Annotated in this window: 29 protein-coding genes; 9 read left to right on the top strand and 20 right to left on the bottom strand. The window is 59.8% G+C overall.

The window, feature by feature from the left end; translation table 11 throughout:
* Positions 1–743 precede the first annotated feature (743 nt).
* A complete protein-coding gene (locus BFP92_RS01420; RefSeq protein ID WP_065911319.1) occupies positions 744–1,865 on the top strand; it encodes a protein adenylyltransferase Fic in 1,122 nt (373 codons plus the stop codon).
* 65 nt (positions 1,866–1,930) lie between these two features.
* Here BFP92_RS01420 and BFP92_RS01425 read toward each other — a convergent pair whose 3' ends face one another.
* The gene (locus BFP92_RS01425; protein ID WP_065911273.1) at positions 1,931–2,167 is read right to left on the bottom strand and encodes a DUF6124 family protein; all 237 of its coding nucleotides are present in this window, start codon (positions 2,165–2,167) and stop codon (positions 1,931–1,933) included.
* 449 nt (positions 2,168–2,616) lie between these two features.
* Between BFP92_RS01425 and ycaC the strand changes: the two genes are divergently transcribed.
* Entirely contained in the window at positions 2,617–3,249 is a 633-nt protein-coding gene (ycaC, locus tag BFP92_RS01430) for an isochorismate family cysteine hydrolase YcaC (RefSeq protein WP_065911274.1), read from the top strand.
* A gap of 88 nt (positions 3,250–3,337) precedes the next feature.
* On the opposite strand, the gene BFP92_RS01435 is transcribed toward ycaC, so the two are convergent.
* The 9 genes from BFP92_RS01435 to BFP92_RS01475 all read right to left on the bottom strand — a co-directional run bounded on the left by BFP92_RS01435 (position 3,338) and on the right by BFP92_RS01475 (position 10,782).
* A complete protein-coding gene (locus tag BFP92_RS01435) occupies positions 3,338–4,495 on the bottom strand; it encodes a glutathionylspermidine synthase family protein (protein ID WP_065911275.1) in 1,158 nt (385 codons plus the stop codon).
* A gap of 12 nt (positions 4,496–4,507) precedes the next feature.
* Positions 4,508–5,221 (bottom strand): DUF1190 domain-containing protein, encoded by a 714-nt coding sequence (locus BFP92_RS01440; protein ID WP_056861937.1) that lies wholly within the window; start codon positions 5,219–5,221, stop codon positions 4,508–4,510.
* An 18-nt stretch (positions 5,222–5,239) separates the two neighbouring features.
* Positions 5,240–5,668 (bottom strand): DUF350 domain-containing protein, encoded by a 429-nt coding sequence (locus BFP92_RS01445; RefSeq protein ID WP_056861936.1) that lies wholly within the window; start codon positions 5,666–5,668, stop codon positions 5,240–5,242.
* A 16-nt stretch (positions 5,669–5,684) separates the two neighbouring features.
* Positions 5,685–6,359 (bottom strand): DUF2491 family protein, encoded by a 675-nt coding sequence (locus BFP92_RS01450; protein ID WP_065911276.1) that lies wholly within the window; start codon positions 6,357–6,359, stop codon positions 5,685–5,687.
* Positions 6,346–7,380, bottom strand: a complete 1,035-nt coding sequence (locus BFP92_RS01455) for an ion channel (protein ID WP_065911277.1) — start codon at positions 7,378–7,380, stop codon at positions 6,346–6,348. Before BFP92_RS01455 ends, BFP92_RS01450 begins: the two co-directional genes overlap by 14 nt.
* Positions 7,381–7,452: 72 nt before the next feature.
* Positions 7,453–8,013, bottom strand: coding sequence for a rhomboid family intramembrane serine protease (locus BFP92_RS01460; protein ID WP_065911278.1), 561 nt, complete (start codon positions 8,011–8,013; stop codon positions 7,453–7,455).
* A 226-nt stretch (positions 8,014–8,239) separates the two neighbouring features.
* Positions 8,240–8,938 (bottom strand): PspA/IM30 family protein, encoded by a 699-nt coding sequence (locus BFP92_RS01465; protein ID WP_056861932.1) that lies wholly within the window; start codon positions 8,936–8,938, stop codon positions 8,240–8,242.
* A 17-nt stretch (positions 8,939–8,955) separates the two neighbouring features.
* Complete coding sequence (locus BFP92_RS01470) at positions 8,956–9,537, bottom strand: YjfI family protein (protein WP_032865490.1); 582 nt, start codon at positions 9,535–9,537, stop codon at positions 8,956–8,958.
* A gap of 285 nt (positions 9,538–9,822) precedes the next feature.
* Positions 9,823–10,782 (bottom strand): PDDEXK nuclease domain-containing protein, encoded by a 960-nt coding sequence (locus BFP92_RS01475; protein ID WP_065911279.1) that lies wholly within the window; start codon positions 10,780–10,782, stop codon positions 9,823–9,825.
* Between the two features lie 207 nt (positions 10,783–10,989).
* Between BFP92_RS01475 and BFP92_RS01480 the strand changes: the two genes are divergently transcribed.
* From BFP92_RS01480 to BFP92_RS01510, 7 genes are all read left to right on the top strand, one after another.
* The gene (locus tag BFP92_RS01480) at positions 10,990–11,634 is read left to right on the top strand and encodes an NAD(P)H-dependent oxidoreductase (RefSeq protein ID WP_065911280.1); all 645 of its coding nucleotides are present in this window, start codon (positions 10,990–10,992) and stop codon (positions 11,632–11,634) included.
* Positions 11,573–11,944 (top strand): MerR family transcriptional regulator, encoded by a 372-nt coding sequence (locus BFP92_RS01485; protein ID WP_065911281.1) that lies wholly within the window; start codon positions 11,573–11,575, stop codon positions 11,942–11,944. Before BFP92_RS01480 ends, BFP92_RS01485 begins: the two co-directional genes overlap by 62 nt.
* A 137-nt stretch (positions 11,945–12,081) precedes the next feature.
* Positions 12,082–13,221 (top strand): Fic family protein, encoded by a 1,140-nt coding sequence (locus tag BFP92_RS01490; protein WP_065911283.1) that lies wholly within the window; start codon positions 12,082–12,084, stop codon positions 13,219–13,221.
* Positions 13,222–13,297: 76 nt separating this feature from the next.
* The gene (locus BFP92_RS01495) at positions 13,298–13,540 is read left to right on the top strand and encodes an exodeoxyribonuclease VII small subunit (protein ID WP_003176346.1); all 243 of its coding nucleotides are present in this window, start codon (positions 13,298–13,300) and stop codon (positions 13,538–13,540) included.
* Entirely contained in the window at positions 13,537–14,424 is an 888-nt protein-coding gene (locus BFP92_RS01500) for a polyprenyl synthetase family protein (protein WP_065911286.1), read from the top strand. Before BFP92_RS01495 ends, BFP92_RS01500 begins: the two co-directional genes overlap by 4 nt.
* A gap of 112 nt (positions 14,425–14,536) precedes the next feature.
* Complete coding sequence (dxs, locus tag BFP92_RS01505; RefSeq protein ID WP_065911288.1) at positions 14,537–16,435, top strand: 1-deoxy-D-xylulose-5-phosphate synthase; 1,899 nt, start codon at positions 14,537–14,539, stop codon at positions 16,433–16,435.
* Between the two features lie 157 nt (positions 16,436–16,592).
* Positions 16,593–18,488, top strand: a complete 1,896-nt coding sequence (locus BFP92_RS01510; protein ID WP_065911290.1) for a TonB-dependent receptor domain-containing protein — start codon at positions 16,593–16,595, stop codon at positions 18,486–18,488.
* Positions 18,489–18,507: 19 nt separating this feature from the next.
* Here the strand turns inward: BFP92_RS01510 and BFP92_RS01515 are convergent, their stop codons facing one another.
* From BFP92_RS01515 to BFP92_RS01560, 10 genes are all read right to left on the bottom strand, one after another.
* Positions 18,508–18,855, bottom strand: a complete 348-nt coding sequence (locus BFP92_RS01515) for a transcriptional regulator (RefSeq protein WP_065911292.1) — start codon at positions 18,853–18,855, stop codon at positions 18,508–18,510.
* Positions 18,856–18,975: 120 nt separating this feature from the next.
* A complete protein-coding gene (locus BFP92_RS01520) occupies positions 18,976–19,776 on the bottom strand; it encodes a cobalamin-binding protein (protein ID WP_065911293.1) in 801 nt (266 codons plus the stop codon).
* A complete protein-coding gene (locus BFP92_RS01525; protein WP_056861922.1) occupies positions 19,773–20,192 on the bottom strand; it encodes a nuclear FMR1 interacting 1 family protein in 420 nt (139 codons plus the stop codon). The genes BFP92_RS01520 and BFP92_RS01525 overlap by 4 nt, the downstream gene beginning before the upstream one ends.
* Positions 20,189–20,806 carry a GTP cyclohydrolase II gene (gene ribA / locus BFP92_RS01530; RefSeq protein WP_056861921.1) on the bottom strand — a complete coding sequence of 206 codons (618 nt, stop codon included), beginning with the start codon at positions 20,804–20,806 and terminating at the stop codon, positions 20,189–20,191. Before ribA ends, BFP92_RS01525 begins: the two co-directional genes overlap by 4 nt.
* Positions 20,807–20,935: 129 nt before the next feature.
* Positions 20,936–21,661: a substrate-binding periplasmic protein gene (locus tag BFP92_RS01535; RefSeq protein ID WP_065911294.1), complete on the bottom strand. Its 726-nt coding sequence runs from the start codon at positions 21,659–21,661 to the stop codon at positions 20,936–20,938.
* 55 nt (positions 21,662–21,716) lie between these two features.
* A complete protein-coding gene (gene thiL, locus BFP92_RS01540; protein ID WP_065911296.1) occupies positions 21,717–22,682 on the bottom strand; it encodes a thiamine-phosphate kinase in 966 nt (321 codons plus the stop codon).
* A 16-nt stretch (positions 22,683–22,698) separates the two neighbouring features.
* The gene (gene nusB, locus BFP92_RS01545; protein ID WP_056861918.1) at positions 22,699–23,199 is read right to left on the bottom strand and encodes a transcription antitermination factor NusB; all 501 of its coding nucleotides are present in this window, start codon (positions 23,197–23,199) and stop codon (positions 22,699–22,701) included.
* Positions 23,196–23,672, bottom strand: a complete 477-nt coding sequence (ribE, locus tag BFP92_RS01550) for a 6,7-dimethyl-8-ribityllumazine synthase (protein ID WP_003176356.1) — start codon at positions 23,670–23,672, stop codon at positions 23,196–23,198. Before ribE ends, nusB begins: the two co-directional genes overlap by 4 nt.
* An 88-nt stretch (positions 23,673–23,760) precedes the next feature.
* The gene (ribBA, locus tag BFP92_RS01555; RefSeq protein ID WP_065911299.1) at positions 23,761–24,852 is read right to left on the bottom strand and encodes a bifunctional 3,4-dihydroxy-2-butanone-4-phosphate synthase/GTP cyclohydrolase II; all 1,092 of its coding nucleotides are present in this window, start codon (positions 24,850–24,852) and stop codon (positions 23,761–23,763) included.
* A 15-nt stretch (positions 24,853–24,867) separates the two neighbouring features.
* The gene (locus BFP92_RS01560) at positions 24,868–25,530 is read right to left on the bottom strand and encodes a riboflavin synthase (protein ID WP_017135994.1); all 663 of its coding nucleotides are present in this window, start codon (positions 25,528–25,530) and stop codon (positions 24,868–24,870) included.
* Positions 25,531–25,543 lie beyond the last annotated feature (13 nt).

The following is a 25,543-nucleotide window of genomic DNA, read 5'->3' on the forward strand; positions in this document are numbered from 1 at the left end:
CCATCGTGGCTCTTGGATAAGATTGAGTTTACAAAGACTTAATCAGAGGTTAAGGAACCAAGATGGCGAGTAACTGGCCTTTTGCGAACGAGATATCAATCCCTGTTTTAAGTGCCTGAAAGTGATTAGTCAGAACTATTGCATTTGAATACCTCGCCCCAAGTGCCCTCCGTTTCTAACATACCAATACCAGCATTTGTGGCACATTCGCCCCTCCACTCCCATCACAACTGACTATGCGGTGCTTTCCCGATGGCAGCTCAATACCAGAGCAGGAAGAATATACTGAGCAAAACCCACGAAAAAGCCGGTTTTTTACCGGAAAAAAAAACAACAAAAATCGCAGAAAGTGGGGGACTGAATGGGGGAACCATTGACTTCTAGAAAGCGATAAGCTGTTTGCTTTCAAATACCTGCATTAATAAAAAGCTAACCACAAGCCGGCTTTTTAATGCCATTTAAACCTCAAAAACGCGTTGGTACCTGCTGGGCGAGTAGGTCCGCTGCGTACTATCACCTCTACTCCGCAAAAACTCTGTTCTAAAGCGCACGCCTAAATGAATAGTCGCCTGGCCGGTTGGCTCTTAGCTAAAGTGTCGTCGCCAGCGACACAAGAACAAGACATGTCGCAAAAATCACAAAATAGCGACACATGACGCCCACATGATTACACTGATGCCATGAGAGGACGTTTATGACAGCGACCTCGCCTATAAATGGACCTCGTGGACACACTCTCATCCATGACAACACCTCATTTCCCATGGCAAGCCGATAAGCCTTACAACCAGCTTCCGCCACTACCGCCGTCAGCACAGCTGGAAACCCGGGCAGTACTCAAACGCTGCATTGAAGCCCGCGCAGCCTTGGCCGAATTGAAACAAGCTGCCGAGCTGATCCCTAATCAAACGATGCTGATCAATACCATCCCCTTGCTGGAAGCCAAGGACAGCTCCGAGATTGAAAGTATCGTCACCACCACGGACCTGCTCTTCCAGCATGCCCAGGATGGGGCCAACCATGCAGATCCCGCGACCAAAGAAGCCCTGCGGTACCGCAAGGCTCTTCATAACGGTTACCAATCGTTGGCTGAGCGCCCACTCTCCACAGGCACGGCAGTAGAAATCTGTCGCACGCTCAAGGGCGTGAACATGGACATTCGCCGTGTACCAGGCGTCCAGCTAGCCAATGACCGCACCGGCGAGATCATCTACACGCCACCAGAGGGCGAAGATCGATTACGCGACTTGCTAGCCAATTGGGAACGTTTTTTACACAACGAGACAGACCTCGATCCTTTGGTACGAATGGCCGTTGGGCACTATCAATTCGAGGCCATCCACCCGTTCACCGACGGCAATGGCCGTACCGGCCGGGTACTCAATACTCTGTATCTGATTCAGGAAGGTCTGCTGAATCTACCGATTCTCTACCTTAGCCATTTCATCATTGCGCATAGAGCCGATTACTACCGACTGCTGCTTGACGTGACCCGCGAGCAAGCCTGGGAGCCCTGGCTGCTTTATATGCTCACCGCCGTAGAAGAAACCGCCCGCTGGACCAGTGCCAAAATTGCCGCCATTCGCAGCTTATCCGAGCACACAAGCCAGTTTGTTCGCGAACGTCTGCCAAAAACCTATACCCGCGAATTAGTGGATGTGATTTTCGAGCAACCCTACTGCCGCATTAGCAACGTCGTCGATAAGCAGATCGCTCAACGCCAGGCCGCCTCTCGCTACCTCAAAGAGTTAGTGTCCATTGGCGTTCTACAGGAGGTTCAGGTTGGCAAGGAAAAGCTCTTCATTCATCCCAAGCTGATGCAGCTACTGATTCGCGACAGCAACGACTTCAAGACGTACGCCTGAGCCGTACTGAAGGACATTGAGTATTGAGTCGCCTGAACGGTGAAGACTGAACAGGCGACGTTTTCTCACTTCGGCTGCATACACTCCACAGCCCGATCCGCCACCATCTTCGCCATCTCCACCAAATGCATCACCGCCCGATGCGGCGCGCCCAGCGGTTCACCCAGTGCCTGCGATGTAGCCACCGCACACTGCAGCAACTCGGCCACTCGCACCCAGGCATCTTCGAAGCTCAATTCTTCATTAACAGTAAATGGTTTAGTCGCAGCCGACGCTGGCGAATCCGAGACAACGTTATTCATAGCAAAACTCCAATCGATAATTTGGAGCTGCCAAGATCCGCGACTAAACGAAAGGCGGCAGCTGTACGCAGGTTAGTCGACCGGTCGATTGGGAACCCGGCGCACCCGGAGGTGCCCTGCGCACAGCCACCATAAGATGCAGGCGAAGGGGTGCCTGACTCATGAATTGCTTATGCGCCAATCGAATCCGGGCGACTAAACCCGATCACTGAAAAAGCAGTGACGGAACGCAGCCTAGTCGCGAGATTTTGCTGACGCAAGCGGCCGGGATTCTCTAGGAAACGTCCTGCAAATGAAAGGGATCCGTACTGCTGGCCATCCAACCATTGTCACCTTTTAGTTGACAGTATTACCTACCCCGCCCGATTTATCCCCCACCACCCACCCATTAATCTGTGCCCATGTTGAACGCAACGCCAAACCAACCTAAACAAAAAAGGATTTCAACCATGAGCACTCCAACCCTTAGCCGCTTGAACAAAGACGACGCCATTGTTCTGCTGATCGACCACCAAACCGGCCTGATCTCGCTGGTGCAGGACTTCTCCCCCAACGAGTTCAAGAACAACGTGCTGGCCCTGGCGGACGTGGCCAAGTTCTTCAACTTGCCGACCATACTCACCACCAGTTTCGAGCAAGGCCCTAACGGCCCATTGGTGCCGGAGTTGAAGGAGATGTTCCCGGATGCGCCGTATATTGCTCGCCCTGGTCAGATCAATGCGTGGGACAACGAGGATTTCGTCAAGGCGGTCAAGGCGACCGGGCGTAAGCAGATTGTCATTGCGGGTGTGGTGACGGATGTGTGTGTGACGTTCCCGACGCTGTCGGCGCTGGCGGAGGGGTTTGAGGTGTTTGTGGTGACGGATGCGTCGGGCACGTTTAATACGACGGTGCAGCAGGCGGCATGGAGCCGGATGGTGCAGGCGGGGGCGCAGATGATGAATTGGTTTTCGGTGGCGTGTGAGTTGCAGGGTGACTGGCGCAACGATATCGAGGGGCTGGGGAATTTGTTGTCGCAGCGGATTCCTAACTATCGCAATTTGATGAACAGCTATTCGGTGCTGGCGGCGCGTCAGGGTTGAGATTGAGCGTTTCTCCCCCCTAAAAATTGTGGGAGCGGGCTTGCCCGCTCCCACATTTGGTCTTTGCTGCGTTGCGATTGAGGGTGGTTCAGTCAAGGATCAGGTGCGGTAGAAACCGGCTTGAGTCCTTGGTGATCAGGCTGTTGTCTTCGCGCACGCCGATGCCTGCGGCTTGGTCAGCGATGACCCAGGAGCCGATCAGTGTGTAGCTGTCGCCAAAGCGTGGCAGCGGCGCGAATTCCTGAAGGATAAACGGCGCGTCCGTGTAGGGGCCGTCTTCTTTTACGATCAGGCCGTCGGCCGTTTGCAGTTCGATGTTGGCGCCTTCGCGGGAGAAGAAGGGCTTGCGCACCCAGCCTTTGGGCACGGCTTTGTCGGGGTCGGTATCCAGGTGGGAGGCGAGCAGGTTCGGGTGGCCCTTATTGAATTCCCACAGCAGCGGCAGGATGCCTTTGTTGGAGAGGATGGCTTTCCACGCGGGCTCGAAAAACTGCGTGTCGCTCTGGGCAATCGCGGCGCCGAAGGGTTCGTGGAAGATGAATTCCCAGGCGTGCAATTTGAACAGGTGGGGAATCCAGCGATCCTCAAGGTCGACAAAGCGGCCTTCGCTGGTGAGGCCGATGTCTTCGATGTCGATGTGGCGGGATTCGATACCGACTTTTTCGGCGACCAGGCGCAGGTAGTCGGTGGTGCCTTTGTCTTCGATCGAGTCTTTCATCGAGGCGAAGTAGAACGGCTGGTTGAGCTGCAATTGCGCGAAGGCTTGATGCAGCTTGGTGTCGATACTGTTGAACTGGTCGGCGTGCTTGGGCAACAGGCCGCGTTCGATGCATTGCTCCAGCCAGCCCCATTGAAACGCGGCCGCTTCATAGAGGCTGGTGGGTGTGTCGTAGTTGAGCTCAAGCAGTTTGGCTGGCCCGTTGCCGTTGTAGGAGAAGTCCATGCGCCCGTACAGGTGCGGGTGGCCTTCGAGCCATGAGGTGCGGATCATGTCGAAGAACGGCGCAGGAATGCTCAGGCGTTCCAGCAGCTCCTCGTTTTGCACCACGTGGGCCACGAGGTCCATGCACATGTCATGGATCTCGGTGGTCGGGTCTTCGAGGTCGCGCTCGATTTGCTCGAGCGTGAACTGGTAGTACGCGCTTTCGTCCCAGTAAGGTTCACCGTCGATGGTATGGAACAGGAAGCCGAGGCTGTCGGCGGTCTGCTTCCAGTCATGACGTTCTGCGCAGTGGATCTTCTTCATGAACTGGCTTCCTTAACTGCTCGACCCGCCGCCGCCCCAGCCGCTACGGGCGCTGGCTTTGCTGCCGAAGCCGCCACGGGAGGTGGACGACGCAACGTTCACCGGCTTGCTGGAGGAGCGCAGCGTGTTGGAGTAATTGCTGCTGCCATATCGGGCCTGGTTGGAACGGCCAAAGGTCGCCCCGTTGGAGACACGCTGGTTGAGCGTCGAGTTGCCGTAATTGCCGCGATCATCGCGGTAGCGGTACACCGGCTCGGAGCGGTAGCTGTTGCGATTGTTGCTGAGCATGTTGCCGATCAACAGGCCGGTGAGCAGGCTGCTGGTGGAGAAACCTGAGCCACCGCTGTTGGCTTGCGAGCCGGCCACCTGGGCATTGGCCGCGTCGACCTGGGATTGGGTCACCTGGCCTTCGGCGGTCAGTTCGAAACCGCCCAGCCTTGGGATGAACTTGCCGGTGGAGTCTTGCTGGCACCAGTCGGCGACAAAGTCGGCATCGCAATCGGTCTGACTGTCGTACACCGGCGCGATGCGGCGGTGCTCGGCCATGGCGGTCATGTAGGCGTCCGAGCAGACGTCTACCGGCAACTTTTCATCGGCGCATTGCTGGACCGACTGGAAGTTGTACTTCTTCTGCAAATCGTAGGTTTTTTCTGTCGGCCCGCAGCCGGATATCGCCATGGCGACCGACGCTGCCAGCGAAAGCTGGACGTACTTGCTTCGTTTCATCGAGAGCTCCGTGCGCAATCAGTACTGGGTGGGCGTCATGCACGCGGCGTTCAGCATGCCGACGCTGATGGCGACGGCGGCCACGTAGATGCCGGCCGCGACTTCGCCGTTCTTGATGCGCTCGGACGTGCCTTTGAGCACCAGGCTGGTCAGCAGAAACGCCAGCAACTGAACGACGGCCGCGATCACCGACCAGACAACAAAATCCAGCAGGCTGATGGAGTAGGCGATCACGTTGCTGGCCGGAATGGCGAAGCCAATGATCGCGCCACCCAGGGCCACCGCCGCCGAAACGTTGCCGGCGCGGATCAATTCGAACTCCTTGTGCGGGGTGATGCGGGTGTAGATGAACTGGAACAGCGCGAACAACACCGCAGCCCCCAGGATGTAGATGACAAAGCCGAGCACAGCGGCTTTGTTCAGGGAGATGGAGAGAGCTTCTAGCATGGACGGCTTCCTTTTTTTAGAGCGCGGTCAGGTCGGTTGTGTACAGCGAAATGCCCAGCGACGTGCTCAGGCTGATGCCACCCTCGGCATCTTCTTCGACGGAAAACAGCAGGAACTCGCGGCGATCGGTCAGGCCGGTGTCGCGGGCGTACAGCATCGAACGGTGCTCGACGTTGTAGGCGTCTTCCGGGTTTATCACGCGCTCGCTCATCGCCACCAATTCGGTCTGCCCGGCTTCGCTGCCCCATACACGGGTGTACTCGACGCCGTTGTGGGTGTAAGTCGGCAGCCCGATCAAACTCTGTGGGCCTGCCAGCCTGCGCAGTTCCGCTTCGCTGCTGATGGTGACGTAGCTCAAGTAGTTGAACAGGATCACCGACTCGACCTGCCCGGCGATGTCGCCGGTGGTGTGCACCTGCAGCCAGTAATCTTCGTCGTTCATGTAATAGCGTGACAGCCAGGTCGACTGCCCGAGGTCGACGGTGCCGTTACTCCAGATTTCCTGGGAGCCTGGGATCACCACCGAGGTTTTCCCATCGAGCAACAATTTAAGGGTAGTGTCGAACATCACGCCTTTGCCAGGCGCCAGGCCCAGCGGCCCGGTGGTCGGCACGGGTTCGGCGGCAGGCCGGTTCGATTGTGGATTGGCGTTCGGGGCCTCGAGCCCCATCAACTGTTTAAACCATCCCATTGGAGATTTCCTTGAGGCGGGTGGAGGCAATGTAGAAGAGCTCGCCGCCTTCAACGCGCGTGGCACTGGGCGGGTTGATCGACGGTTGCTGCGCACCTTTGGCGCGATAGCCGATAAGGGTGGCGTTGTGGTGTTCTTTCATCCGCGTGTACAGATCGCCGAAGGTGGCTTCAAAGGCCTCGGGCAATCGCATCAGGTATTGAGTGGCGCCCTGCCCCACGCACAGCAGCTCATTGATGACCACTGACGAGCCCGGATCCTGGGAGGCACGCACCAGCATTTCGATGGCCATGCTGGACGTGCATTCCAGGCGCGGGGCATAGGAGCTGGCCAGTGCGGCAATTTCACTTTCATTGAAGTGGGCGACCACATGCCCGACGGGGCTCAGTTGATTCACCGCCAGCACCGTGGCCAGCGTCAGGTCGTCAGACGGGGTTCGCACCAGCACACGCTCGGCACCGGGCACACCGGCGCGCAGCAACAACGCGGTGGAGGACAGGCTTTCACCACGGATAAACGCGGCTTTGCCCGGCATCGGGTTTTCTTCGAGGGTGCAATCGCAAATCACGATCAGGTTGTCGTTCGAGGTTTCATCTTGCAGCAACAACTCGATGACCCGCTCACTGGACGCACCTTCCCAGCCGATGAGTACCGTATGGCCGACCTTGCCGGTGAAATCACCTTTGCCCTTCATGCCTTTTCTCCATGCATCGATAACACTGCTGGTGGTTTTGCCGATGGCCGCCGTTAGCAGCGCAATACCCCCGAGCATCACCCAGGTCGCCACGAAAATGCGCCCTGCCGAGGTCTGCGGGGCGAGGTCGCCGTAGCCGACGGTGAGCGTGGTGGTGAGATAGAAGTAGATAAACGTGGCGAGGGCGGTGAGGTGTTGTTCGCCCAGAAGCACCAGGCCCAGGTAAGCCGTGCTCAGGTGTACGCCCAGGGCAATGATCAAGCCTGCCCAGCCGAAGCGGTGAAAGAGGGAGGAAGCGTACATGCGCAACAAAAGGAAAATCGACATTTCGCCCCTGGCTCCCTGGGTGCTTGAATCCTGATGACGTCATCGCCTCGGCGTCTGGATGCTCAAGTGCGTTCACCCGGCATTAAACCTGCTGCGCGGTGTTGAGAGAAGTACCTTGGCAGCAATAAATCCGGCGAGCGCACCAAACAGATGCCCTTCGAAGGAAATACCCTGGCGCGGCACAAACCCCATGATCAATCCGCCATAAAACACCGCCACGACAGCGGCGACTATCAGGTTGATCCAGCTCCTGTGGAACCAGGCGCGCGACAAGAGGTAGGCCCATAGCCCAAAGACCCAGCCGCTGGCACCGACGTGTACGCCGCTGAACCCGAACAGCCAGACCAACGAACCGCCCAGCAGGATAATAATCGCGCTGACGGTTATGAACCGGTTGAGCCCTTCGACCATGACCAGGGTGCCCAGCACTACAAAGGCAATCAGGTTTGCGCTCAGGTGGGCAAAGGAGGCGTGCAGAAATGGCGAGGTGAGGATGCCGAACAGGCCCGACACGGTCCTCGGGACCAGCCCGAACGCCATGAGGCTGTAACCGGTGGCGACATTGAGCAGTTGCAGCGCGACCATGAACACGGCCAGGCTTGCGATTGTCTTGAAACCCTTCAGGGCGTCCATCCAGACCTCGACGTAAAAAAGATGGGCAGACCTTAATGCCGGTCGGTTAAGCGCAAGCCCCCTGTGGGAGCGGGGGTTGCTCGCGAAAGCGGTGGGTCAGCCAACGCCTATGTTTGCCGAGCCGGCGCCTTCGCGAGCAAGCCCGCTCCCACATTTGATCTTCGCTGCCTTGAGCATTTCGCTCACTTAACTGTCCGGCTTTAGGGCAGACCTGCTTCGGCGTCGTTTACTCGGCCGACTTTTGCTTCAGACGCTCCAGAATCGCATTGGCGCTGCCAGTGTCCGGCGTGATGCCGGCGTCGCGCAGTTTGCGTTCCAGGTCAGTACCGGTCGATGCCTCGGCCAATTCATCCTGGGCTTGCAGTTCAGCGGCACGTTGCTGCTGTTTGGCTTGCAGGCGGTTAAGCGTACCCACCGCAGTTTCCAGCTTGCCGTTGGCGCCGCCGCTGGCGATGGAAGCGCTGACCTGGGCCTTTTGCACGCTTTCGCGGGCCTTGGCCATGTCCACTTGCTGGCGCAGGCTTTTGATCCGGCTTTCGGCCTTGGTGATGTCCTTGCGCATGCTGTCGGCGTAACCACCGAACTCGGCGGTCTGCTTTTGCTCGGCGTCACGTTCGTTGGTCAGGGTCGAAATGGCTTCGGCCACTTCCAGGGCCAGGTCTTCACGGTTGGCCTGAATAGCGGCCATCGCCTTGGATTCCAGGTCTTTGATCTTGGCGTCGTACTCGCCTACGCGATCCGCTGCCAGCTTGTGCTTGGCCATGATGCTCACCAACTCACGCTTGGCGTTGGCCAAGGCGGTGTCGGCGTCGCGAATTTCTTGATCAAGGATGCGCAGGGCCTGTTGGTCGACGATCGATTCGCCGACTTCGCTGGCACCGCCACGCAGCGCGGTGAACAATTTGCTCCAGATGGACTGAGTCATTGGATACTCCCGAATACTTAATTGAAGAAACGTTCGAAGGCTTCGCTGGCGCGCTGCACGTTATCGACCAGGGTTTTCACCTCGGTCACGATGTTGGTCAGGCTGGAGTCGGAACTCAGCGCACCAAACATGTTGTAAACAACCTGGCCGTTCGGCATGGACTCGATGCCGATCGACGACAACGGGAACATTTCCCGGCTGCGCAGCACGGCGTCATTGAAGGCCGTTACGTCGTTGATCGACTCGACGTCGACCAGCACGGTGTCGACGATGATCTGCTCGCCCACCACCGCGATGTAAATCGGCAAGCCCCCGAAGTCGTTCATTTCCAGCTTGATGCTGGACTCGGAGCCTTGAACCAGAGAAAGCGTAATGTCTTTGGCGACCACTTCGTCCAGGGCTTGCAGCGCGCTGAAGAGGCGGTCGATGTTCCAGTTGGTACCTGCGCTCATGAAATTCTCCGACATGAATGAGCCAGCCAGAATCGGTTGGCGAAGCTGTTTCTCCATTTGCTTGAGCAGGCTTCGGTTTTCGGGAAGCACCCAAGTCTCGTGTTTCACATAACCGGCGGCCGCCAGCCCCGCGCGCATCTGCTTCATGTAAAAGCTCGACGGCTTTTTAACCGGCGGTTTCAAGCGCTCTCCCTTGCGGCTTGCTGAATCGGTATCGGGCTCTGCTGGCGGGCTCGATGGAGAGCTGCTTTTCATGGTACTGGCCTCGTTGTGAAAATCTCACGCGTGAGAAAATCTACAGGCAATTTTTGCAATGCTCAATAGCTCACGCGTGAGTTTTTTGTCTCACTGGTTCGGACATGGATACGGGAAAGAAGAAAAGCGCCTGCTTTATCCAGCCAACCATTGCAGCCTGTCCTGAACGGCAAGCTGTCACGGTTGAATGCACCCCGCCAGCGCCCGCTCAATCTGCTCAATGCTTGGCAAACTTGTTCGTAGCTCTGCCGGTAAAGATTCCACCAACTGATATTCCGCCACGCCGATCGGTCGGTTGTTGTCGCGCAATGCGTATTCAGCCACCACTTCATTTTTGCTCTTGCACAACAACAGGCCGATGGTGGCCCCGTCCTGCGGGTGTTTAAGCTGGGCATCCACTGCCGACAGGTAAAAACTCAGCTTGCCGAGGTGTTCAGGCTTGAATACATCCAGCAACACCTGCTGCCCGACAAAGGCGAAACCGGCGCCCAGTTCAAGCAGGAAGTCGGTGACGTGCTTGATTAACGCGTTTTCTATATCGCGCTCCTGTGCATCCAAAGCCAGGCTGAGGAAGTCGAAACGATATGGATCCTTGAGCGATTCGCGCGCCAGGTCGGATTGGGGTTTGGGCAAATGGTGTTCAAAATTGCTGACGGCCTTGCCACTGCGCTCCAGCAGGCGATGCTCGATGTGCATCACGAGGGTGTTACGTGACCAGTTGTGTTCGATTGCCTGGGCGATGTACCACCGGCGCGTTTCGGGGCCGGGGAGTTTGTCCAGAAGCACCACATTGTGGCCCCACGGCAATTGTGCAGCAGCCTGTTGCACAAATTCGGCATTCGGCCACGCCTCGGCAAAGGCGCGCATATATTTGAGGTTGCGCGGCGAAAAACCCTTCATTTTCGGAAAGGCCGCGCGCAAGTCTTGGGCAAGGCGATCAACCACCTTGCTGCCCCAACCCTGCGCAGCCTGGCGGGTCAGAATATCGTGGCCGATCTGCCAGTAAAGCAGCACCAGTTCGCGGTTCACCGCCAGCGTCGCTCGCTGCTGGGCCGTGTGGATGCGCAGTTTAAGGTCGCTCAGCCAGTCGCTGTAGCCCACAGGAGGCGTGATCAAGCCGATAGAGGTTTCGCTCATGCCCGTTTCACTCTTGACTGGAAGGGCTCAGGCTAGTCAGTGGTTTTACCGTCACAAGGGGCCGCGAACGGTTAAAGAAGGGCCTTGCACAGATTACAGAAACGTCCTGCTGGCCTTTGCAAATCGGCACATTGCAGCGCCACGCCTTGACTCTCCCCTATACAGCACACCCTACCCTGAAAGACCCACTTTTCAGGCTTCGGCACCATGACTCAGCGCATCCTGCTCATTCTCGGCCACCCTTCCAATACCAGTTTCTGCTCAGCCGTCGCTGACACCTACATTCACGCGGCTACACTCGCCGGCCACGAAGTCCGCGCCCTGCGCCTGGGCGAACTGGATTTCGACCCGGTCCTGCGTAACGGCTTCGCCCTGCCCCAAGCCTTGGAACCCGATTTGCTCAGCGCCCAAGCCGATATCCTCTGGGCGACTCACCTGGCGTGGGTTTTCCCGATCTGGTGGGGCGGTATCCCGGCGTTGATGAAAGGCTTCATCGACCGCATTTTCCTACCCGGCTTTGCCTTTAAGTACCGCAAGGGCAAGGCATTCCCGGATAAGCTGCTGCAGGGCCGCACCGCCCATTTGTTGGTGACCCTGGACACGCCAGCGTGGTATTACCGCTGGTTCTATCACATGCCGGGCATTCATCAGATGCGCAACACGACTCTGGCCTTTTGCGGCATCAAGCCGACCAAGACCTTGATGTTCGGACCGGTACTGGGATCCACAGCGACGCAGCGCGACACGTGGCTGAAACAGGTCGGCGCACTCTTTGAAAAAGGGAGTTTTCATGTACATCGGCAAAGCCGCGCAGTTGTCGGGCACGACCATCAAGGCGATTCGCCACTATGAAGCGATTGGCCTGTTACCAGCGCCGCAGCGTGTAGGGCGTTATCGGGTGTACTCGGCGCAGAGTGTCGAGCTGCTGACGCTGATCAAATGCGCCCAGCAGTTGGGGTTCAAGCTCAAGGAGTTGCAGGGGATTTTGCACGGCAGCCAAGGCGATGCTCGGCTTTGGGAGCGGGCAGCCCAGGCCATCGCCATCAAACAGCAGGAACTCGCTGCGCAAATCGCGGAGCTGCAAAAGATGCAAGCAGGGTTGTTTGAACTGGAGGCAATGACTCAATGCACCGAATCCCTGCTAGGCAAAGCATTGCGATGAACAGCCAACCAAGCTCGTCGCCAACCGGACATAGGTAGTCAGCGCAAGTGGACGACGAGCCGAATAGAATGCACAATCGGCTCATTCCATGAGCCGAATAATCTCCTTATTCGGCTCACATACCCAGGCACACTTCCATGGACCAACCGAACTGGATCTGGCAACACACCGACTGGCCGCACTTCCACTGGCAGCCTGGGCACCTTGCGGCCCTGCTGCGTGAGTGCGGGCAGGCCCAAGGCAAGTTGCTGGGCATGCTCGGCTCCGTCAGCCAGGCGACGAGCGCGCAGAATGAACTGGATGCACTGCTGCAAAACATCCTGACGTCCTCGGCCATTGAGGGCGAGCACCTGAATGTTGGCTCTGTGCGCTCTTCATTGGCGCGCCGCCTGGGCATGGAGGCGCAGGAAGGTGGCCAAGTCAGCCGCCGCAGCGAAGGGCTTGCCGAATTGATGATGGATGCCACCGCGCAATTCGCGCAGCCGTTCACCCTCGCTCGTTTATTGAATTGGCATCAATGGCTTTTCCCTGAGCCGGATGCCGGCATCACTGCACGCATGCTCAATATCGGGGGTTTGCGGGGCGATGAGCCTATGCAGGTGGTGTCAGGGCGACTTGATCGGCCGACCGTGCACTTCGAAGCCCCACCACGCCTGGGCCTGGATCAGGCAGTGGATGACTTCCTCGAATGGTTTGAATCCAGCCGCGATCAGCCTGAACTGGACCCGCTGGTACGCGCAGGCGTTGCGCACTTCTGGTTTGTGACGCTGCACCCGTTTGATGACGGTAATGGCCGCCTGACCCGCGCAATTACTGACTTGGCGCTGGCCCAGGGTGAGCATCAGGCCATTCGCTTTTATGCCCTGTCAGCCAGCATTCTTGAGGACCGCGCTGGGTACTACCACGCGTTAGAGACCAGCCAAAAGGCCACGCTGGACATTACCGACTGGTTGCAATGGTTCCTCAAGACCCTGCTGCGCAGCCTGCAGCAAGCCATGGCGCGGATTGATCGGGTGCTGGACAAGACCCGGTTCTGGCAACAGCACCATGACCTTTCTTTTTCCGTTGAACAGATCAAAGTACTCAACCGCTTGCTCGATGGTGGTGAGAACGGTTTTGAGCAGGGCATCAGTGCCGCGCAATACCAGGCCGTAGCGAAGGTGTCCAAGGCAACGGCGACACGGCATCTGGCTTATCTGCTGGAAAAAGGCTGCCTGGCACGTTTGCCCGGCGCAGGCCGCAGTACGCGCTATCAAATCCCTGAAACGGGCAACTGAACCACCCCGCTCATTTGCCCAGAATCCCCATGTCTGCTAGTGTCGCGCCGGTTTACCGTCTACCGGATTAGCCGCCATGGCCCGCAAAAAAGTTGCACTCGATTTCGAACAATCCCTCGCCGACCTGCAAACCCTGGTTGAGCGTCTGGAGAACGGCGAGTTGTCGCTGGAAGACTCGTTGACGGCGTTTGAGCAAGGCATCGGCCTGACGCGTGACTGCCAGAGCGCGTTGGCGCAGGCAGAGCAGAAGGTGCAAGTGTTGCTGGAGCGTGACGGGGAGTTGGCCGAAGAACCTTTCGATGCGGAACAGCCCGAATGATCGACGCGTATCAGGCCAGCAGCCAGGCCCGGGTCAACGCGGCGCTCGAACCCTTGTTCGTGGCACCAGGCCCGCAAATGCAGCGTTTGTATGAAGCCATGCGCTACAGCGTGATGAATGGCGGCAAGCGTGTGCGCCCGTTGCTGGCGTATGCGGCCTGTGAAGCCCTGGGCGCGCCGGCCGAGCAGGCCAATGGTGCGGCGTGTGCGGTTGAGCTGATTCACGCCTATTCCCTGGTGCATGACGATTTGCCGGCCATGGACGACGACGATCTGCGTCGCGGCCAACCCACCACCCATAAAGCCTTTGACGAAGCCTACGCGATTCTCGCCGGTGACGGCCTGCAGAGCCTGGCGTTCAGCGCCCTGCTGGACCCGCGCCTGAACAGCGTGAATGCCGAGATCAGCCTGCGCATGGTCACGGCCCTGGCCCTGGCCGCAGGCCCGGCCGGCATGGTCGGCGGGCAGGCCATCGACATGGGTTCGGTCAGCCTCAAGCTCGACCAAAAAGCCCTCGAACATATGCACCGCCACAAGACCGGTGCGCTGATAGAAGCCGCCGTGCACTTGGGCGCCCTGGCCAGTGGCCGCGCCGAAGCTGCGCAGTTGGCAGCCCTGCAGACCTATTCCCGGGCCATCGGCCTGGCGTTTCAGGTGCAGGACGACATCCTCGACGTGGAAAGTGACACCGCGACCCTGGGCAAACGCCAAGGCGCGGATATCGCCCGGGACAAACCGACGTATCCGGCGTTGCTGGGTCTTGAAGCCGCCAAGGCTTACGCCCTGGAACTGCGCGATCAGGCCCTGGCCGCCCTGCGACCTTTCGACGCGGCGGCCGAGCCACTGCGCGACCTGGCGCGGTATATCGTCGAACGCCGCCACTGATAAGCGCGGCCTTTTCGCGCCGCATATCGGCCAAGTTCGGCGCCCTGCGTGGGCAGTTTGCACCGCTTGAGGTAAACTGCCGCCTCTTCTTATACCTATAACGATTCGCCTGATGCCCACGACGTTTCAAGAGATTCCCCGCAAGCGCCCGTCCACGCCCCTACTCGACCGTGCCGTCACGCCGGTCGGCCTGCGTCGACTGGGTGAAGCCGAGCTGGAAACCCTGGCCGATGAGTTGCGCCTGGAATTGCTCTACACGGTCGGCCAGACCGGTGGGCATTTCGGTGCCGGGCTGGGCGTCATCGAGCTGACCATCGCCTTGCACTACGTGTTCGACACCCCGGACGACCGGCTGGTGTGGGACGTGGGCCATCAGGCGTATCCGCATAAAATCCTCACGGGCCGCCGCGAGCGCATGGGCAGCCTGCGCCAGAAGGACGGCCTGGCCGCCTTCCCGCGCCGCTCCGAAAGCGAGTACGACACTTTTGGCGTCGGCCACTCCAGCACCTCCATCAGCGCTGCGCTGGGCATGGCAATTGCCGCCCGCCTGCAAGGCAGCGACCGCAAGGCGATCGCGGTGATCGGTGATGGTGCGCTGACCGCCGGCATGGCCTTTGAAGCACTCAACCACGCGCCGGAAGTGGACGCCAACATGTTGGTGATCCTCAACGACAACGACATGTCGATTTCGCGCAATGTGGGTGGCCTGTCCAATTACCTGGCAAAAATTCTTTCGAGTCGCACCTACGCCAGCATGCGCGAAGGCAGCAAGAAGGTGCTCTCGCGTCTGCCCGGCGCGTGGGAAATTGCCCGGCGTACCGAAGAATATGCCAAGGGCATGCTGGTACCCGGCACCCTGTTTGAAGAGCTGGGCTGGAACTACATCGGCCCAATCGACGGCCATGACCTGCCGACCCTGATCGCCACGCTGCGCAACATGCGTGACCTCAAGGGCCCGCAGTTCCTGCATATCGTCACCAAAAAAGGCAAAGGTTTCGCTCCTGCAGAAGTCGACCCGATTGGTTACCACGCCATCACCAAGCTCGAACCTGTGGATGCGCCCGCCGCTGCGCCGAAAAAAGCCAGCGGGCCGAAGTATTCCGGTGTGTTTGGCGAATGGCTGTGCGACATGGCTGCCGCCGACCCGCGCCTGGTGGGTATTACCCCGGCGATGAAGGAAGGTTCGGACCTGGTGGCATTCAGCGAGCGTTTCCCGCTGCGCTACTTCGACGTGGCCATTGCCGAACAACACGCGGTGACCTTCGCCGCCGGCATGGCTTGTGAAGGCGCCAAGCCGGTGGTGGCGATCTACTCCACCTTCCTGCAACGCGGCTATGACCAGCTTGTTCACGATGTGGCAGTGCAGAACCTCGACGTGCTGTTCGCCATCGACCGCGCAGGCTTGGTAGGTGAAGACGGCCCGACTCACGCAGGCAGCTTCGACTTGTCTTACCTGCGTTGCATCCCCGGCATGCTGGTGATGACCCCGAGCGATGAAAACGAACTGCGCAAGATGCTCAGCACCGGCCACCTGTATAACGGCCCGGCTGCCGTGCGCTACCCGCGCGGCAATGGCCCGAATGCGGTGATCGAAAAAGACCTGGAGCCGATCGAGATTGGCAAAGGTATCGTGCGCCGCCAAGGCAGCAAGACCGCGTTTCTGGTGTTTGGCGTGCAATTGGCCGAAGCCCTGAAGGTCGCCGAGAAAATCGACGCCACCGTGGTCGACATGCGCTTCGTCAAACCGCTGGATGAGGCCCTGGTGCGTGAAATCGCCGCCAGCCATGAACTGCTGGTGACCATCGAAGAAAACGCCATCATGGGCGGTGCTGGCGCGGCAGTCAGTGAGTTCCTGGCGCGGGAGAACATCCTCAAGTCGGTGCTGCACCTGGGCCTGCCGGATGTGTATGTGGAACACGCCAAACCGGCGCAGATGCTGGCCGAGTGTGGCTTGGACGAGGCCGGGATCGAGGCTTCGGTGCGCACGCGCATGGCGCTGCTGGGCCTGTAACCCCGTCTCCCGGTAGAAACCTGGACTAAATGTGGGAGCGGGCTTGCTCGCGAATGCAGAGTGTCAGTCAACCAAAATGTTGAATGTGCCACCGCTTTCGCGAGCAAGCCCGCTCCCACATTGGCTTTATGCCATTTTCAAACGCTATGGACAGCCCATGAATCGCCTTCGCTTTGCCCTGCCCCTGCTGCTGCTCCCCGCCACTGACGTGCTGGCCGACAGCTTCGAGCGCGACGACGCGCTCAAACTCTCCGAGGTGGTGATCAGCGCCAACCGCCAGGTGCAGGCGCGTAACGACAGCAGCGCCGCCAACAGCGTGTTTACCCGCGACGACATCGACCGCTTGCAGCCCACCAGCGTGAGCGACTTGCTCAGCCGTGTACCTGGCGTGCAGGTGGCGCAAAGTGGCGGCCGTGGCAGCGTGACCAACGTGTATGTGCGTGGCACCTCTACCGCCCAGAGCCTGGTTCTGGTGGATGGCCAGCGCATCAGCAGCTCCACCACCGGCACCAGCAACCTGCAATACCTCAACATCGACCAGATCGAGCGCGTAGAAGTGCTGCGCGGTTCGCGCTCGGCGATCTACGGCAGCGATGCGATTGGTGGGGTGATTCAGATCTTCACCCGGCGCAACACCGAGTCGGGCCTGCAACCGCGACTGCATGTGGGCTTTGGCAGTAACCAGACGTGGGAGCGCAGCCTGGGACTGTCCGGTGGCGACCAGCAAACCCGCTTCAGCCTCGGCGCCAGCCTGGATGACACCGCCGGGATCAACCGCACACACACGTCCTACCCGAGCGATGGCGACCACGATACCTATCGCAACCAGGCCATCAGCTTCAGCCTGAGCCATGCCTTTACCGATGACATCGACGCAGGCGTGAACGTGCTGGATAACCGTGGCAAAAGCGAATTCGATAACCCTTTTGGTCGCTATGACTCGCTCACCTACCAGAGCTTCCAGCAACAACCCTATACGGACTTCACCGTCAGCAGCGTCAGCAGCTATGTCGACGCGCGCCTCAACGATGCGTGGAAGTCTCGCCTGGAGCTGGGTCACAGCGAAAACCGCGAAAAGACCCTGGATAAACTCAGCGACGACCGCAGTGTGTTCAACACCTACCGCGACTCGCTGACCTGGCAGAACGACTTGACCCTCAATGACCAGAACAGCCTGATCCTGGGCGGCGACTGGTACGAAGACCGGGTCAACAGCAGCACGGTGCTCGCCGAAGACAGCCGCTGGAACCGCGCCGCGTTTATCCAGCACCGCTTTGAAGCGCAGTATTTTTCCACCGAGCTGGGCCTGCGCCGCGACCAGAACCAACAGTTCGGCGGTCACACCAGCTGGAGCGGCACTCTGACCCTGCCGGTGAACCCGGATAACGACCTGTTGTTCAGCTACAGCGAAGGCTTCCGCGCACCGACCTTCAACGATCTTTACTACCCGGACGAATACGGCTTTAAAAACGCCAACCCGAATCTGAAACCCGAAACTTCCAAAAGCTATGAACTGCAGTGGCGCAGCCAGCTCAGCGACACCAGCCGCCTGGAAGCCTCGCTGTACCGCACCGATATTCAGGACGCCATTGTGTTCGGCAGCGACGGCCCGCAGAACGTCAGCTCCGCACGTATCAATGGTTTTGAAGCCGCGCTCAAGCAAGAGCTGTTCGGTTGGCAGGGCAGCCTTGGGCTGGCGATGATTGACCCACGCGACCGCGACTCCGGCCGCACATTGGCGCGCCGCGCCAGACGCACGGTGAGCCTGGACCTGGATCGCCAGTTCGATCAGTTTGGCGTCGGCGCCAGTTGGCAAGCGGTGAGCAGCAGCTACGATGACCCGAACAACCAGCAGCGACTCGGCGGTTACGGGCTGCTGGGGCTTCGCGCCAGCTGGGCCGTGAACCGTGAAGTGACGCTGAATATGAAGGTCGATAACCTGCTGAACAAAGACTACAGCCGGGCGTTGTATCAGTATCAAGGCCAGCAATATGGCTATCGGGAAGAAGGCCGGGCGCTGTTGTTCGGCGTGACCTGGACGCCGCAGCTGTAGCTAAGTCACTCCATAAACGCTAACGCAGAGCCGTTTTGGCGTCCAAGTAACCGGCCTTGATCGCCTCGTCACAGGTTATGAACCCAAACGCGCCAACACGGCCTGTATCGGTAACACCCACGTAAAATTCCTTTTTCTTACCTTTGTTTTCCAGCTCATAGTCAAGGCACTCTGTGCGGCCATCACGTGCGGGAATGACACGCTTGGGCGCCTGGATCGCAAGCATATCCTGCTTCGTGGCCCCACCTTCGTGTGCCTTGGCAGCAATGGGGTGATCGCTGAAATTCATCAACGTCGAGATACCTTCGAATGTGTTGCAACCCGCCAACAGAATGGCGGTTGAGATACCAATGATCAAACGTCGCACGGTCGCCTCCTGTATGTGAGCAATCGCCATGCAGCAAGCATCGCGAGCCGTAGCGTACCGCCATGGCGCCGAAATCACCCGACCGACAAATCCGAATAACCAGTAGGAGAACCCGTACCGTTAACGTTGCGGCGCAATCAACTCGCACAGTTTCGCCACCGCCTCGACCATCTGCCCGCTTGGGCGCTCCAAGCCTTTGTCGGGAACCACCAACAAACGCCCCTGCGCCACGGCGGCTATTTGCGGCCACGCTTTCCAGGCGTCCGCCTGAGCCTGATCACCCGCCAGGATCAGTTGGGGGTTGCGTTGCAGCACTGACTCAACGCTGACCTGCGGCGCGGGCAGCTTGAGGTCGGCAAACACGTTGCGTGCGCCGCAAACCTGCAAGGCATCACTGATGATCTGCCCACCGCCCACGGTGTACAGCGGTTGGTTCCACACCTGGTAAAACACGCGCAACGGCTCGGCACGCTGATAGCGCTGGCGCAGTTCGGCCAGGCGTTGGCGTAACTGCGCGGCCAGCGTGCGCCCCGCCGCTTCGCGGCCCAATTGTTGCGCGATGGCTTGTACCTGGGCCGTCAGCTGTTCCAGGCTATGGGGTTCGGCCACATAGACCGGGATGCCCAGGCGTTGCAACTGTTCGCGCTGGGCCGGGCCGACACTGCCGGGCCAGAGCAGAATAAGGTCGGGCTTGAGGCTGAGCAGGCGCTCCATATTGAGTTGGCCGTATTGCCCAACCGATGGCACTTGCGCCAATGCCTCCGGGCGTTCGCCACCGTCGAGCACGCCCACCAGCAAGTCGGCGGCGCCCAGTTCGACCACGATTTCAGACAGGGATGGCGCCAGGCTGACGACCCGCTCGACCGCAATCGCCTGGGTACTGAATGCCAGCACCAGAAGCGACAGCCAAAAACGCATCATCCCAACTGACGCGGAATGCGGTAGAGATAGAACAGCACCAGCGTCGATAACGCCAGGAGGCACAGTGGCACTGCTTCCAGGCCGACAAATACGGCCAATGCGCCGATCCAGGCCGGCAGCGCGGCTACCAACAAAGCCGCACGCCGACGAGCCGCGAGGGTAATCCAGGCAGCCGGTTCTTCGGGTGTATCGAGCGCTTTGGAAGTGGCGATCAGTGCGTGTTTATAGCCATGAAAATAACGCAGGCTCAGAAACATCGAGGCCACGCCGGCAATAAAGAACGGCATGGCCAACACGGGAAGCAGGGACTGGGCCTGGCCAAACACCAGGTTGAGCACGAACAGCGGGAGCAATGCCAGGGCCAGGTACTGCCACCAGTTGAAGGACAGTCGCCGTTTTACCTGGCCGCGGGTCACGCGCGGTCGACCTCGCCCTGATGCTCGTTGCCCATCATGTGGTCGAGCTTGCTGGCTTTGGTGGCCAGGTAGAGTTTGTTGTGCGGGTTTTGCCCGGTGTGCAGCGGCACGCGCTCGGCCACGGTGATGCCCATCTCGGTCAAGGCTTTGACCTTGCGCGGGTTATTGGTCATCAAACGCAGGGATTTGACGCCCAAATGCTCGAGCATCGGCAGGCAGATTGCGTAGTCACGCTGGTCGGCGGCAAAGCCCAGGCGTTCGTTGGCTTCGACGGTGTCGGCGCCTCCGTCTTGCAGCTCGTAGGCGCGGATCTTGTTCATCAGGCCAATGCCGCGGCCTTCCTGACGCAAGTACAGCAGCACACCGCGGCCTTCACGGGCGATGGCGCGCATGGCCGCTTCCAGTTGTGAACCACAGTCGCAACGCTGGCTGAACAGGGCATCGCCGGTCAGGCACTCGGAATGTACGCGGCCCAGCACCGGCGCGCCGTCGTCGATAGCCCCCAGGCTGAGCACAACGTGCTCGCGGCCGGTGGCTTCTTCGAGAAAGCCGTTCATGGTGAACGTGGCAAAGGGGGTAGGCAGCTTGGAAGCGGCGACGAAAACGACGGGCACCGTGTGCTCCTGATTTCAGATTTCACAGAGGGCGTCATTGTAACAGCAGGTTCCTACAGACGCTTAAGCTGAATTATCGCTGATAAAGATCAATAGGTTCGATTGGCCTTCGTCCTGGTTCTATGCAGGTCAGAACGGGTACGGCTGCTTCCAGTGCGCGAAAATCGGTTTCAGCTCGCCGCTCTTTACCAGTACAGCCATGCGATGGTCATACACGCCCATCAGCGCCCGGCCCCGGTCGGTGTCGGCAAAGCCGATGTAGAGCGGCAGTTCGGCTATATGAGTGAGCTTGAATTGCGCCGGGTCATCCGACTGGCTGAGCACGTATTTGGCTTCAGTGAGGGCATCAATATAGAAGTCGGCGCGGCGGTGTTGCAGCATCGGCAGGATGCCACTGCGACGTTCTATCGGGTTGAAGCGGCGCACATTCGGCAGGTATTCCTCGTACTTGTAGCCGCGCACCCAGGCCAAGCGATAATTGCCCAGCGTCGCGATGCTCGGTGCCGGTGTGGCGGCCAGCCCGAGGGCGTAGATGTGGTCGGAATCGAAATTCCAGTGCGGGTAGAGCACGCCGCCGGCCTCATCGCGATAGGAACCGACCCAGCCATCCACCTCGCCACGCTGGGCCAGGCCGACCGAACGGGTATAGGGCACGCTGCGGGTTTGCACGGTAATGCCCACCGGCTCGAAGACCTGCCGCAACACATCCCAAGCCAGGCCGCTGCCATCTTTGTTGGTGAAGTCGTTCCATTGCTCACTGGCCAGCATGATCTTGCCAGGTACAGGGGCTTCATCCGCCAGAACCTGCGGTGCAAGAGCGCACAACACGATCAGCAGCCAACGGCGCACACCCATGGTGACAACCTCCTGCACGGGGGGAACCGTATAGAGGGTAGCGCAGGTCTGCCGCTTACGGCGTGTCGCGAAAATGCTGATAGCCGCGCACCGCTGGCGTGATGTCTTGCCCGGCGGCGTCGAGCAGCGTCACGCCGTGCCCGGCCTCGACCCGGCCGATTACGTGGACGGGCCAGCCGCCCGCCAACAACGGCGCCAGCTCGGCCGGTGGCAGGGTGAATGCCAACACATAGTCGTCGCCCCCGCTCAATGCCGCCACGCGAGCCTCGTCATCGCCGACAAACGCCAGCAACGCCTGGGATAACGGCAGCGTCTCACGCTCAATGACCAGGCTGACAGCCGATGCCTTGGCGATATGCCCACAATCGGCCAGCAGGCCGTCGGAGATGTCCATCGCAGACGTGGCCTTACCCCGAAGCGCGAGGCCCAGCGCCAACTGCGGTTGCGGTGACCAGTAATGGGCGAGCAGCGGATCAGCGATGGCCGCGTCCGCCGTGCGTTGCCCCAATACCAGCGGCAAAGCACCGGCAGCGTTACCCAACTCCCCGCCCACACAGAGTAAGTCACCCGGCTGCGCACCGCTGCGAACCAACGCCTGCCCGGCCGGTACACGGCCAAACACGGTCAGGGTCAGGCTCAGCGGCCCGCGCGTGGTATCGCCGCCCACCAGGCCCACGCCGCAGCTTTGCGCCATGGTGTTCAAACCCTGGGCATAGCGTTGCAGCCAATCGGCATCGACGGTTGGCGTGGTGAGTGCAAGGGTGAAGGCCAGAGGGCGGGCGCCCATGGCGGCCAAGTCGCTGACTGCCACGGCCAACGAGCGCTGGCCGAGCAGGAACGGGTCGCAGGGGTCGGCAAAGTGCACGCCGGCCACCAGCGTATCGGTGGAGATTGCCAGTTGCTCCCCGGCGGGGAGCGCCAGCAGGGCGCAGTCGTCGCCGATCCCCAGGGCAATACCTTCACCGCCCTGCGCACAGGGCGCGGCGGCGAAGTAGTTGCGGATCAGCTCGAACTCACCCATTCGGGACTCAAGCGACTTAGCGCTTGTGTTCCTTCACTTCGGCTTCACGCAGGCGCGGGGCCAGCTTGTCGAGCACGCCGTTGACGAACTTGTGGCCGTCGGTCGAACCGTAGACTTTCGCCAGTTCGATACCTTCGTTGATCACCACGCGGTACGGTACGTCGACGCGCTTGAGCAGTTCCCAGGTGGACAGGCGCAATACAGCCAGTTCAACCGGGTCGAGCTCTTCGATGGTCAGGTCAAGGCACGGGGCCAGCGCGGTGTCGATCTCGGTCAGGTTGGCCGGAACACCGTGCAGGATGTCGTGGAAATAGCTCTGATCGGCGAAGGTAAAGTCGTTATCAACGCGAAATTGCGCTTCGATTTCGTTCAGCGAAGTACCCGCCATGTGGCGCTGGTACAGCGCCTGGGTGGCGAGCTGACGGGCAGCACGGCGTTTTTCGCTTTTCGAAGGCTTGCCGGCGTCGGCTGGACGTTCGTCGCGAGGGTTGAAACGATCGCTCTCGTCGGAAATCACTTGGCCTCCAACTGCGACAGCAGGCTGACCATTTCCAGGGCGGACAGGGCAGCTTCTGCGCCCTTGTTACCGGCCTTGGTGCCGGAACGCTCAATGGCTTGCTCGATGGAGTCTACGGTCAGTACGCCGAAAGCGACTGGCACGCCGAACTCCATGGACACCTGGGCCAGGCCCTTGGTGCATTCGCCGGCCACGTATTCGAAGTGCGGAGTACCGCCACGAATGACCGCGCCCAGGGCGATGATCGCCGCGTATTCACCCTGCTGCGCAACTTTTTGCGCAACCAGTGGAATTTCGAAGGCGCCAGGGGCGCGGATGATAGTGATGTCGCTCTCGCTCACACCGTGGCGAACCAGGGCATCCACGGCACCGCTTACCAGGCTTTCAACCACGAAGCTGTTGAAGCGGCCAACCACCAGGGCATAGCGGCCTTTGGGGGCGATGAAGGTACCTTCGATGGTCTTCAGGGTCATTCGACAAATCTCTTAAAGAGCCGGGACGCGAAAAGTGCGTCCCTCAGTGATGATTTAACCGCGAACAAGGGGCAGAAAACGCCGGCCTTTATTCGGAGGGCACGTATTCTACAACTTCCAGGTCGAATCCGGATATCGCATTAAATTTCATCGGTGCGCTCATCAGGCGCATTTTGCGCACGCCGAGGTCACGCAGGATCTGTGAACCGGCACCGACGATGCTGTAGGTGGTCGGTGTTTTGACCTGGGTGTGCTCGGCGGTTTCACGAATATGCGCGAGCAATACGTCGCCATCCACCGGGTTGCCGAGCAACAGCACCACACCACTGCCAGCCTCGGAAACCGCGGCCATGGCGGCGCGCAGGCTCCAGCGGCCCGGCTGCTTGACCATCAGCAGGTCGCGCAGCGGGTCCATGTTGTGCACACGCACCAGGGTCGGTTCTTCGGCGCAAATGGAGCCCAGAGTCAGGGCCATGTGCACGTCGCCTTCCACGGAATCACGGTAGGTCACCAAATTGAATTGGCCCAGTTCGCTGTCCAGCGGCTGCTCGGCAATCCGCTGAACGGTACGTTCGTGGATCATGCGGTAGTGAATCAGGTCGGCAATGGTGCCGATCTTGAGGCCGTGTTCGGCCGCAAACGCCTCGAGTTCGGTGCGACGGGCCATGGTGCCGTCGTCGTTCATGACTTCGCAGATCACGCCGCTCGGTTCAAAACCGGCAATGCGCGCCAGGTCGCAGGCGGCTTCGGTGTGGCCGGCACGAGCGAGGGTGCCGCCCGGTTGGGCCATCAGCGGGAAAATGTGGCCGGGGCTCACAATGTCTTCGGCCTTGGCGTCTTTGGCCGCAGCGGCTTGCACGGTGCGGGCACGGTCGGCGGCGGAAATGCCGGTGGTGACGCCGGTAGTCGCTTCAATCGATACGGTGAACTTGGTGCCGAAACCCGAGCCATTGCGCGGCGCCATCAACGGCAGCTTGAGCAGCTCGCAGCGCTCGCGGCTCATGGGCATGCAGATCAGCCCACGGGCGTGCTTGGCCATAAAGTTGATGTGCTCGGGCTTGCACGCCTCGGCGGCCATGATGATATCGCCTTCGTTCTCGCGATCTTCGTCATCCATCAGGATGACCATCTTGCCTTGGCGGATGTCTTCAACCAGTTCTTCGATGCTATTGAGCGCCACGCGGCACCCCCTTGGTCAGGATTTCAGGTAGCCGTTAGCGGCCAGAAAACTTTCAGTAATGTTCCCGGATGCTGGCTCTGCGGCCTTATCGCCCATCAGCAGGCGCTCCAGGTAACGGGCAAGCAAGTCGACCTCCAGGTTCACCCGGCGACCTGGCTGGTAGGACGCCATGATGGTTTCGCTCAGGGTGTGCGGGATGATGGTCAGTTCGAATTCGGCGCCATTCACGGCGTTCACGGTCAGGCTGGTGCCGTCGACGGTGATCGAGCCTTTGTGGGCGATGTACTTGGCCAGCTCTTTCGGTGCGCGGATACGGAATTCCACGGCGCGCGCGTTTTCGCTGCGTGCAACCACCTCGCCGACGCCGTCGACGTGGCCGCTGACCAGATGGCCGCCCAAGCGGGTGGTCGGGGTCAGGGCTTTTTCCAGGTTGACCGGGCTGCCGGCTTTGAGGTCATTCATCGCGGTGCAGTCCAGGGTTTCCCGGCTGACGTCGGCGGCAAAGCCGTTACCCGGCAACTCGATGACGGTCAGGCACACGCCGCTGACGGCGATGCTGTCGCCCAGTTTGACGTCGCCGAGGTCGAGCTTGCCGGTTTCAACCAGCAGGCGCACGTCGCCGCCCTTTGGAGTCATGGCGCGGATGCTGCCGATGGATTCGATAATGCCGGTGAACATGGCCTTCTCCTGG

Source organism: Pseudomonas sp. 58 R 3 (assembly GCF_900006605.1).
GTDB lineage: Bacteria > Pseudomonadota > Gammaproteobacteria > Pseudomonadales > Pseudomonadaceae > Aquipseudomonas > Aquipseudomonas salomonii.

What these genes read in the sequence shown, in the direction of transcription:
- BFP92_RS01420 (WP_065911319.1), top strand. Translation starts at nt 744, where the DNA reads ATGACAACACCTCATTTCCCATGGCAAGCCGATAAGCCTTACAACCAG.
- BFP92_RS01425 (WP_065911273.1), bottom strand. Translation starts at nt 2,167, where the DNA reads ATGAATAACGTTGTCTCGGATTCGCCAGCGTCGGCTGCGACTAAACCA.
- ycaC (WP_065911274.1), top strand. Translation starts at nt 2,617, where the DNA reads ATGAGCACTCCAACCCTTAGCCGCTTGAACAAAGACGACGCCATTGTT.
- BFP92_RS01435 (WP_065911275.1), bottom strand. Translation starts at nt 4,495, where the DNA reads ATGAAGAAGATCCACTGCGCAGAACGTCATGACTGGAAGCAGACCGCC.
- BFP92_RS01440 (WP_056861937.1), bottom strand. Translation starts at nt 5,221, where the DNA reads ATGAAACGAAGCAAGTACGTCCAGCTTTCGCTGGCAGCGTCGGTCGCC.
- BFP92_RS01445 (WP_056861936.1), bottom strand. Translation starts at nt 5,668, where the DNA reads ATGCTAGAAGCTCTCTCCATCTCCCTGAACAAAGCCGCTGTGCTCGGC.
- BFP92_RS01450 (WP_065911276.1), bottom strand. Translation starts at nt 6,359, where the DNA reads ATGGGATGGTTTAAACAGTTGATGGGGCTCGAGGCCCCGAACGCCAAT.
- BFP92_RS01455 (WP_065911277.1), bottom strand. Translation starts at nt 7,380, where the DNA reads ATGTCGATTTTCCTTTTGTTGCGCATGTACGCTTCCTCCCTCTTTCAC.
- BFP92_RS01460 (WP_065911278.1), bottom strand. Translation starts at nt 8,013, where the DNA reads ATGGACGCCCTGAAGGGTTTCAAGACAATCGCAAGCCTGGCCGTGTTC.
- BFP92_RS01465 (WP_056861932.1), bottom strand. Translation starts at nt 8,938, where the DNA reads ATGACTCAGTCCATCTGGAGCAAATTGTTCACCGCGCTGCGTGGCGGT.
- BFP92_RS01470 (WP_032865490.1), bottom strand. Translation starts at nt 9,537, where the DNA reads ATGAAGCAGATGCGCGCGGGGCTGGCGGCCGCCGGTTATGTGAAACAC.
- BFP92_RS01475 (WP_065911279.1), bottom strand. Translation starts at nt 10,782, where the DNA reads ATGAGCGAAACCTCTATCGGCTTGATCACGCCTCCTGTGGGCTACAGC.
- BFP92_RS01480 (WP_065911280.1), top strand. Translation starts at nt 10,990, where the DNA reads ATGACTCAGCGCATCCTGCTCATTCTCGGCCACCCTTCCAATACCAGT.
- BFP92_RS01485 (WP_065911281.1), top strand. Translation starts at nt 11,573, where the DNA reads ATGTACATCGGCAAAGCCGCGCAGTTGTCGGGCACGACCATCAAGGCG.
- BFP92_RS01490 (WP_065911283.1), top strand. Translation starts at nt 12,082, where the DNA reads ATGGACCAACCGAACTGGATCTGGCAACACACCGACTGGCCGCACTTC.
- BFP92_RS01495 (WP_003176346.1), top strand. Translation starts at nt 13,298, where the DNA reads ATGGCCCGCAAAAAAGTTGCACTCGATTTCGAACAATCCCTCGCCGAC.
- BFP92_RS01500 (WP_065911286.1), top strand. Translation starts at nt 13,537, where the DNA reads ATGATCGACGCGTATCAGGCCAGCAGCCAGGCCCGGGTCAACGCGGCG.
- dxs (WP_065911288.1), top strand. Translation starts at nt 14,537, where the DNA reads ATGCCCACGACGTTTCAAGAGATTCCCCGCAAGCGCCCGTCCACGCCC.
- BFP92_RS01510 (WP_065911290.1), top strand. Translation starts at nt 16,593, where the DNA reads ATGAATCGCCTTCGCTTTGCCCTGCCCCTGCTGCTGCTCCCCGCCACT.
- BFP92_RS01520 (WP_065911293.1), bottom strand. Translation starts at nt 19,776, where the DNA reads ATGATGCGTTTTTGGCTGTCGCTTCTGGTGCTGGCATTCAGTACCCAG.
- BFP92_RS01535 (WP_065911294.1), bottom strand. Translation starts at nt 21,661, where the DNA reads ATGGGTGTGCGCCGTTGGCTGCTGATCGTGTTGTGCGCTCTTGCACCG.
- thiL (WP_065911296.1), bottom strand. Translation starts at nt 22,682, where the DNA reads ATGGGTGAGTTCGAGCTGATCCGCAACTACTTCGCCGCCGCGCCCTGT.
- ribE (WP_003176356.1), bottom strand. Translation starts at nt 23,672, where the DNA reads ATGACCCTGAAGACCATCGAAGGTACCTTCATCGCCCCCAAAGGCCGC.
- BFP92_RS01560 (WP_017135994.1), bottom strand. Translation starts at nt 25,530, where the DNA reads ATGTTCACCGGCATTATCGAATCCATCGGCAGCATCCGCGCCATGACT.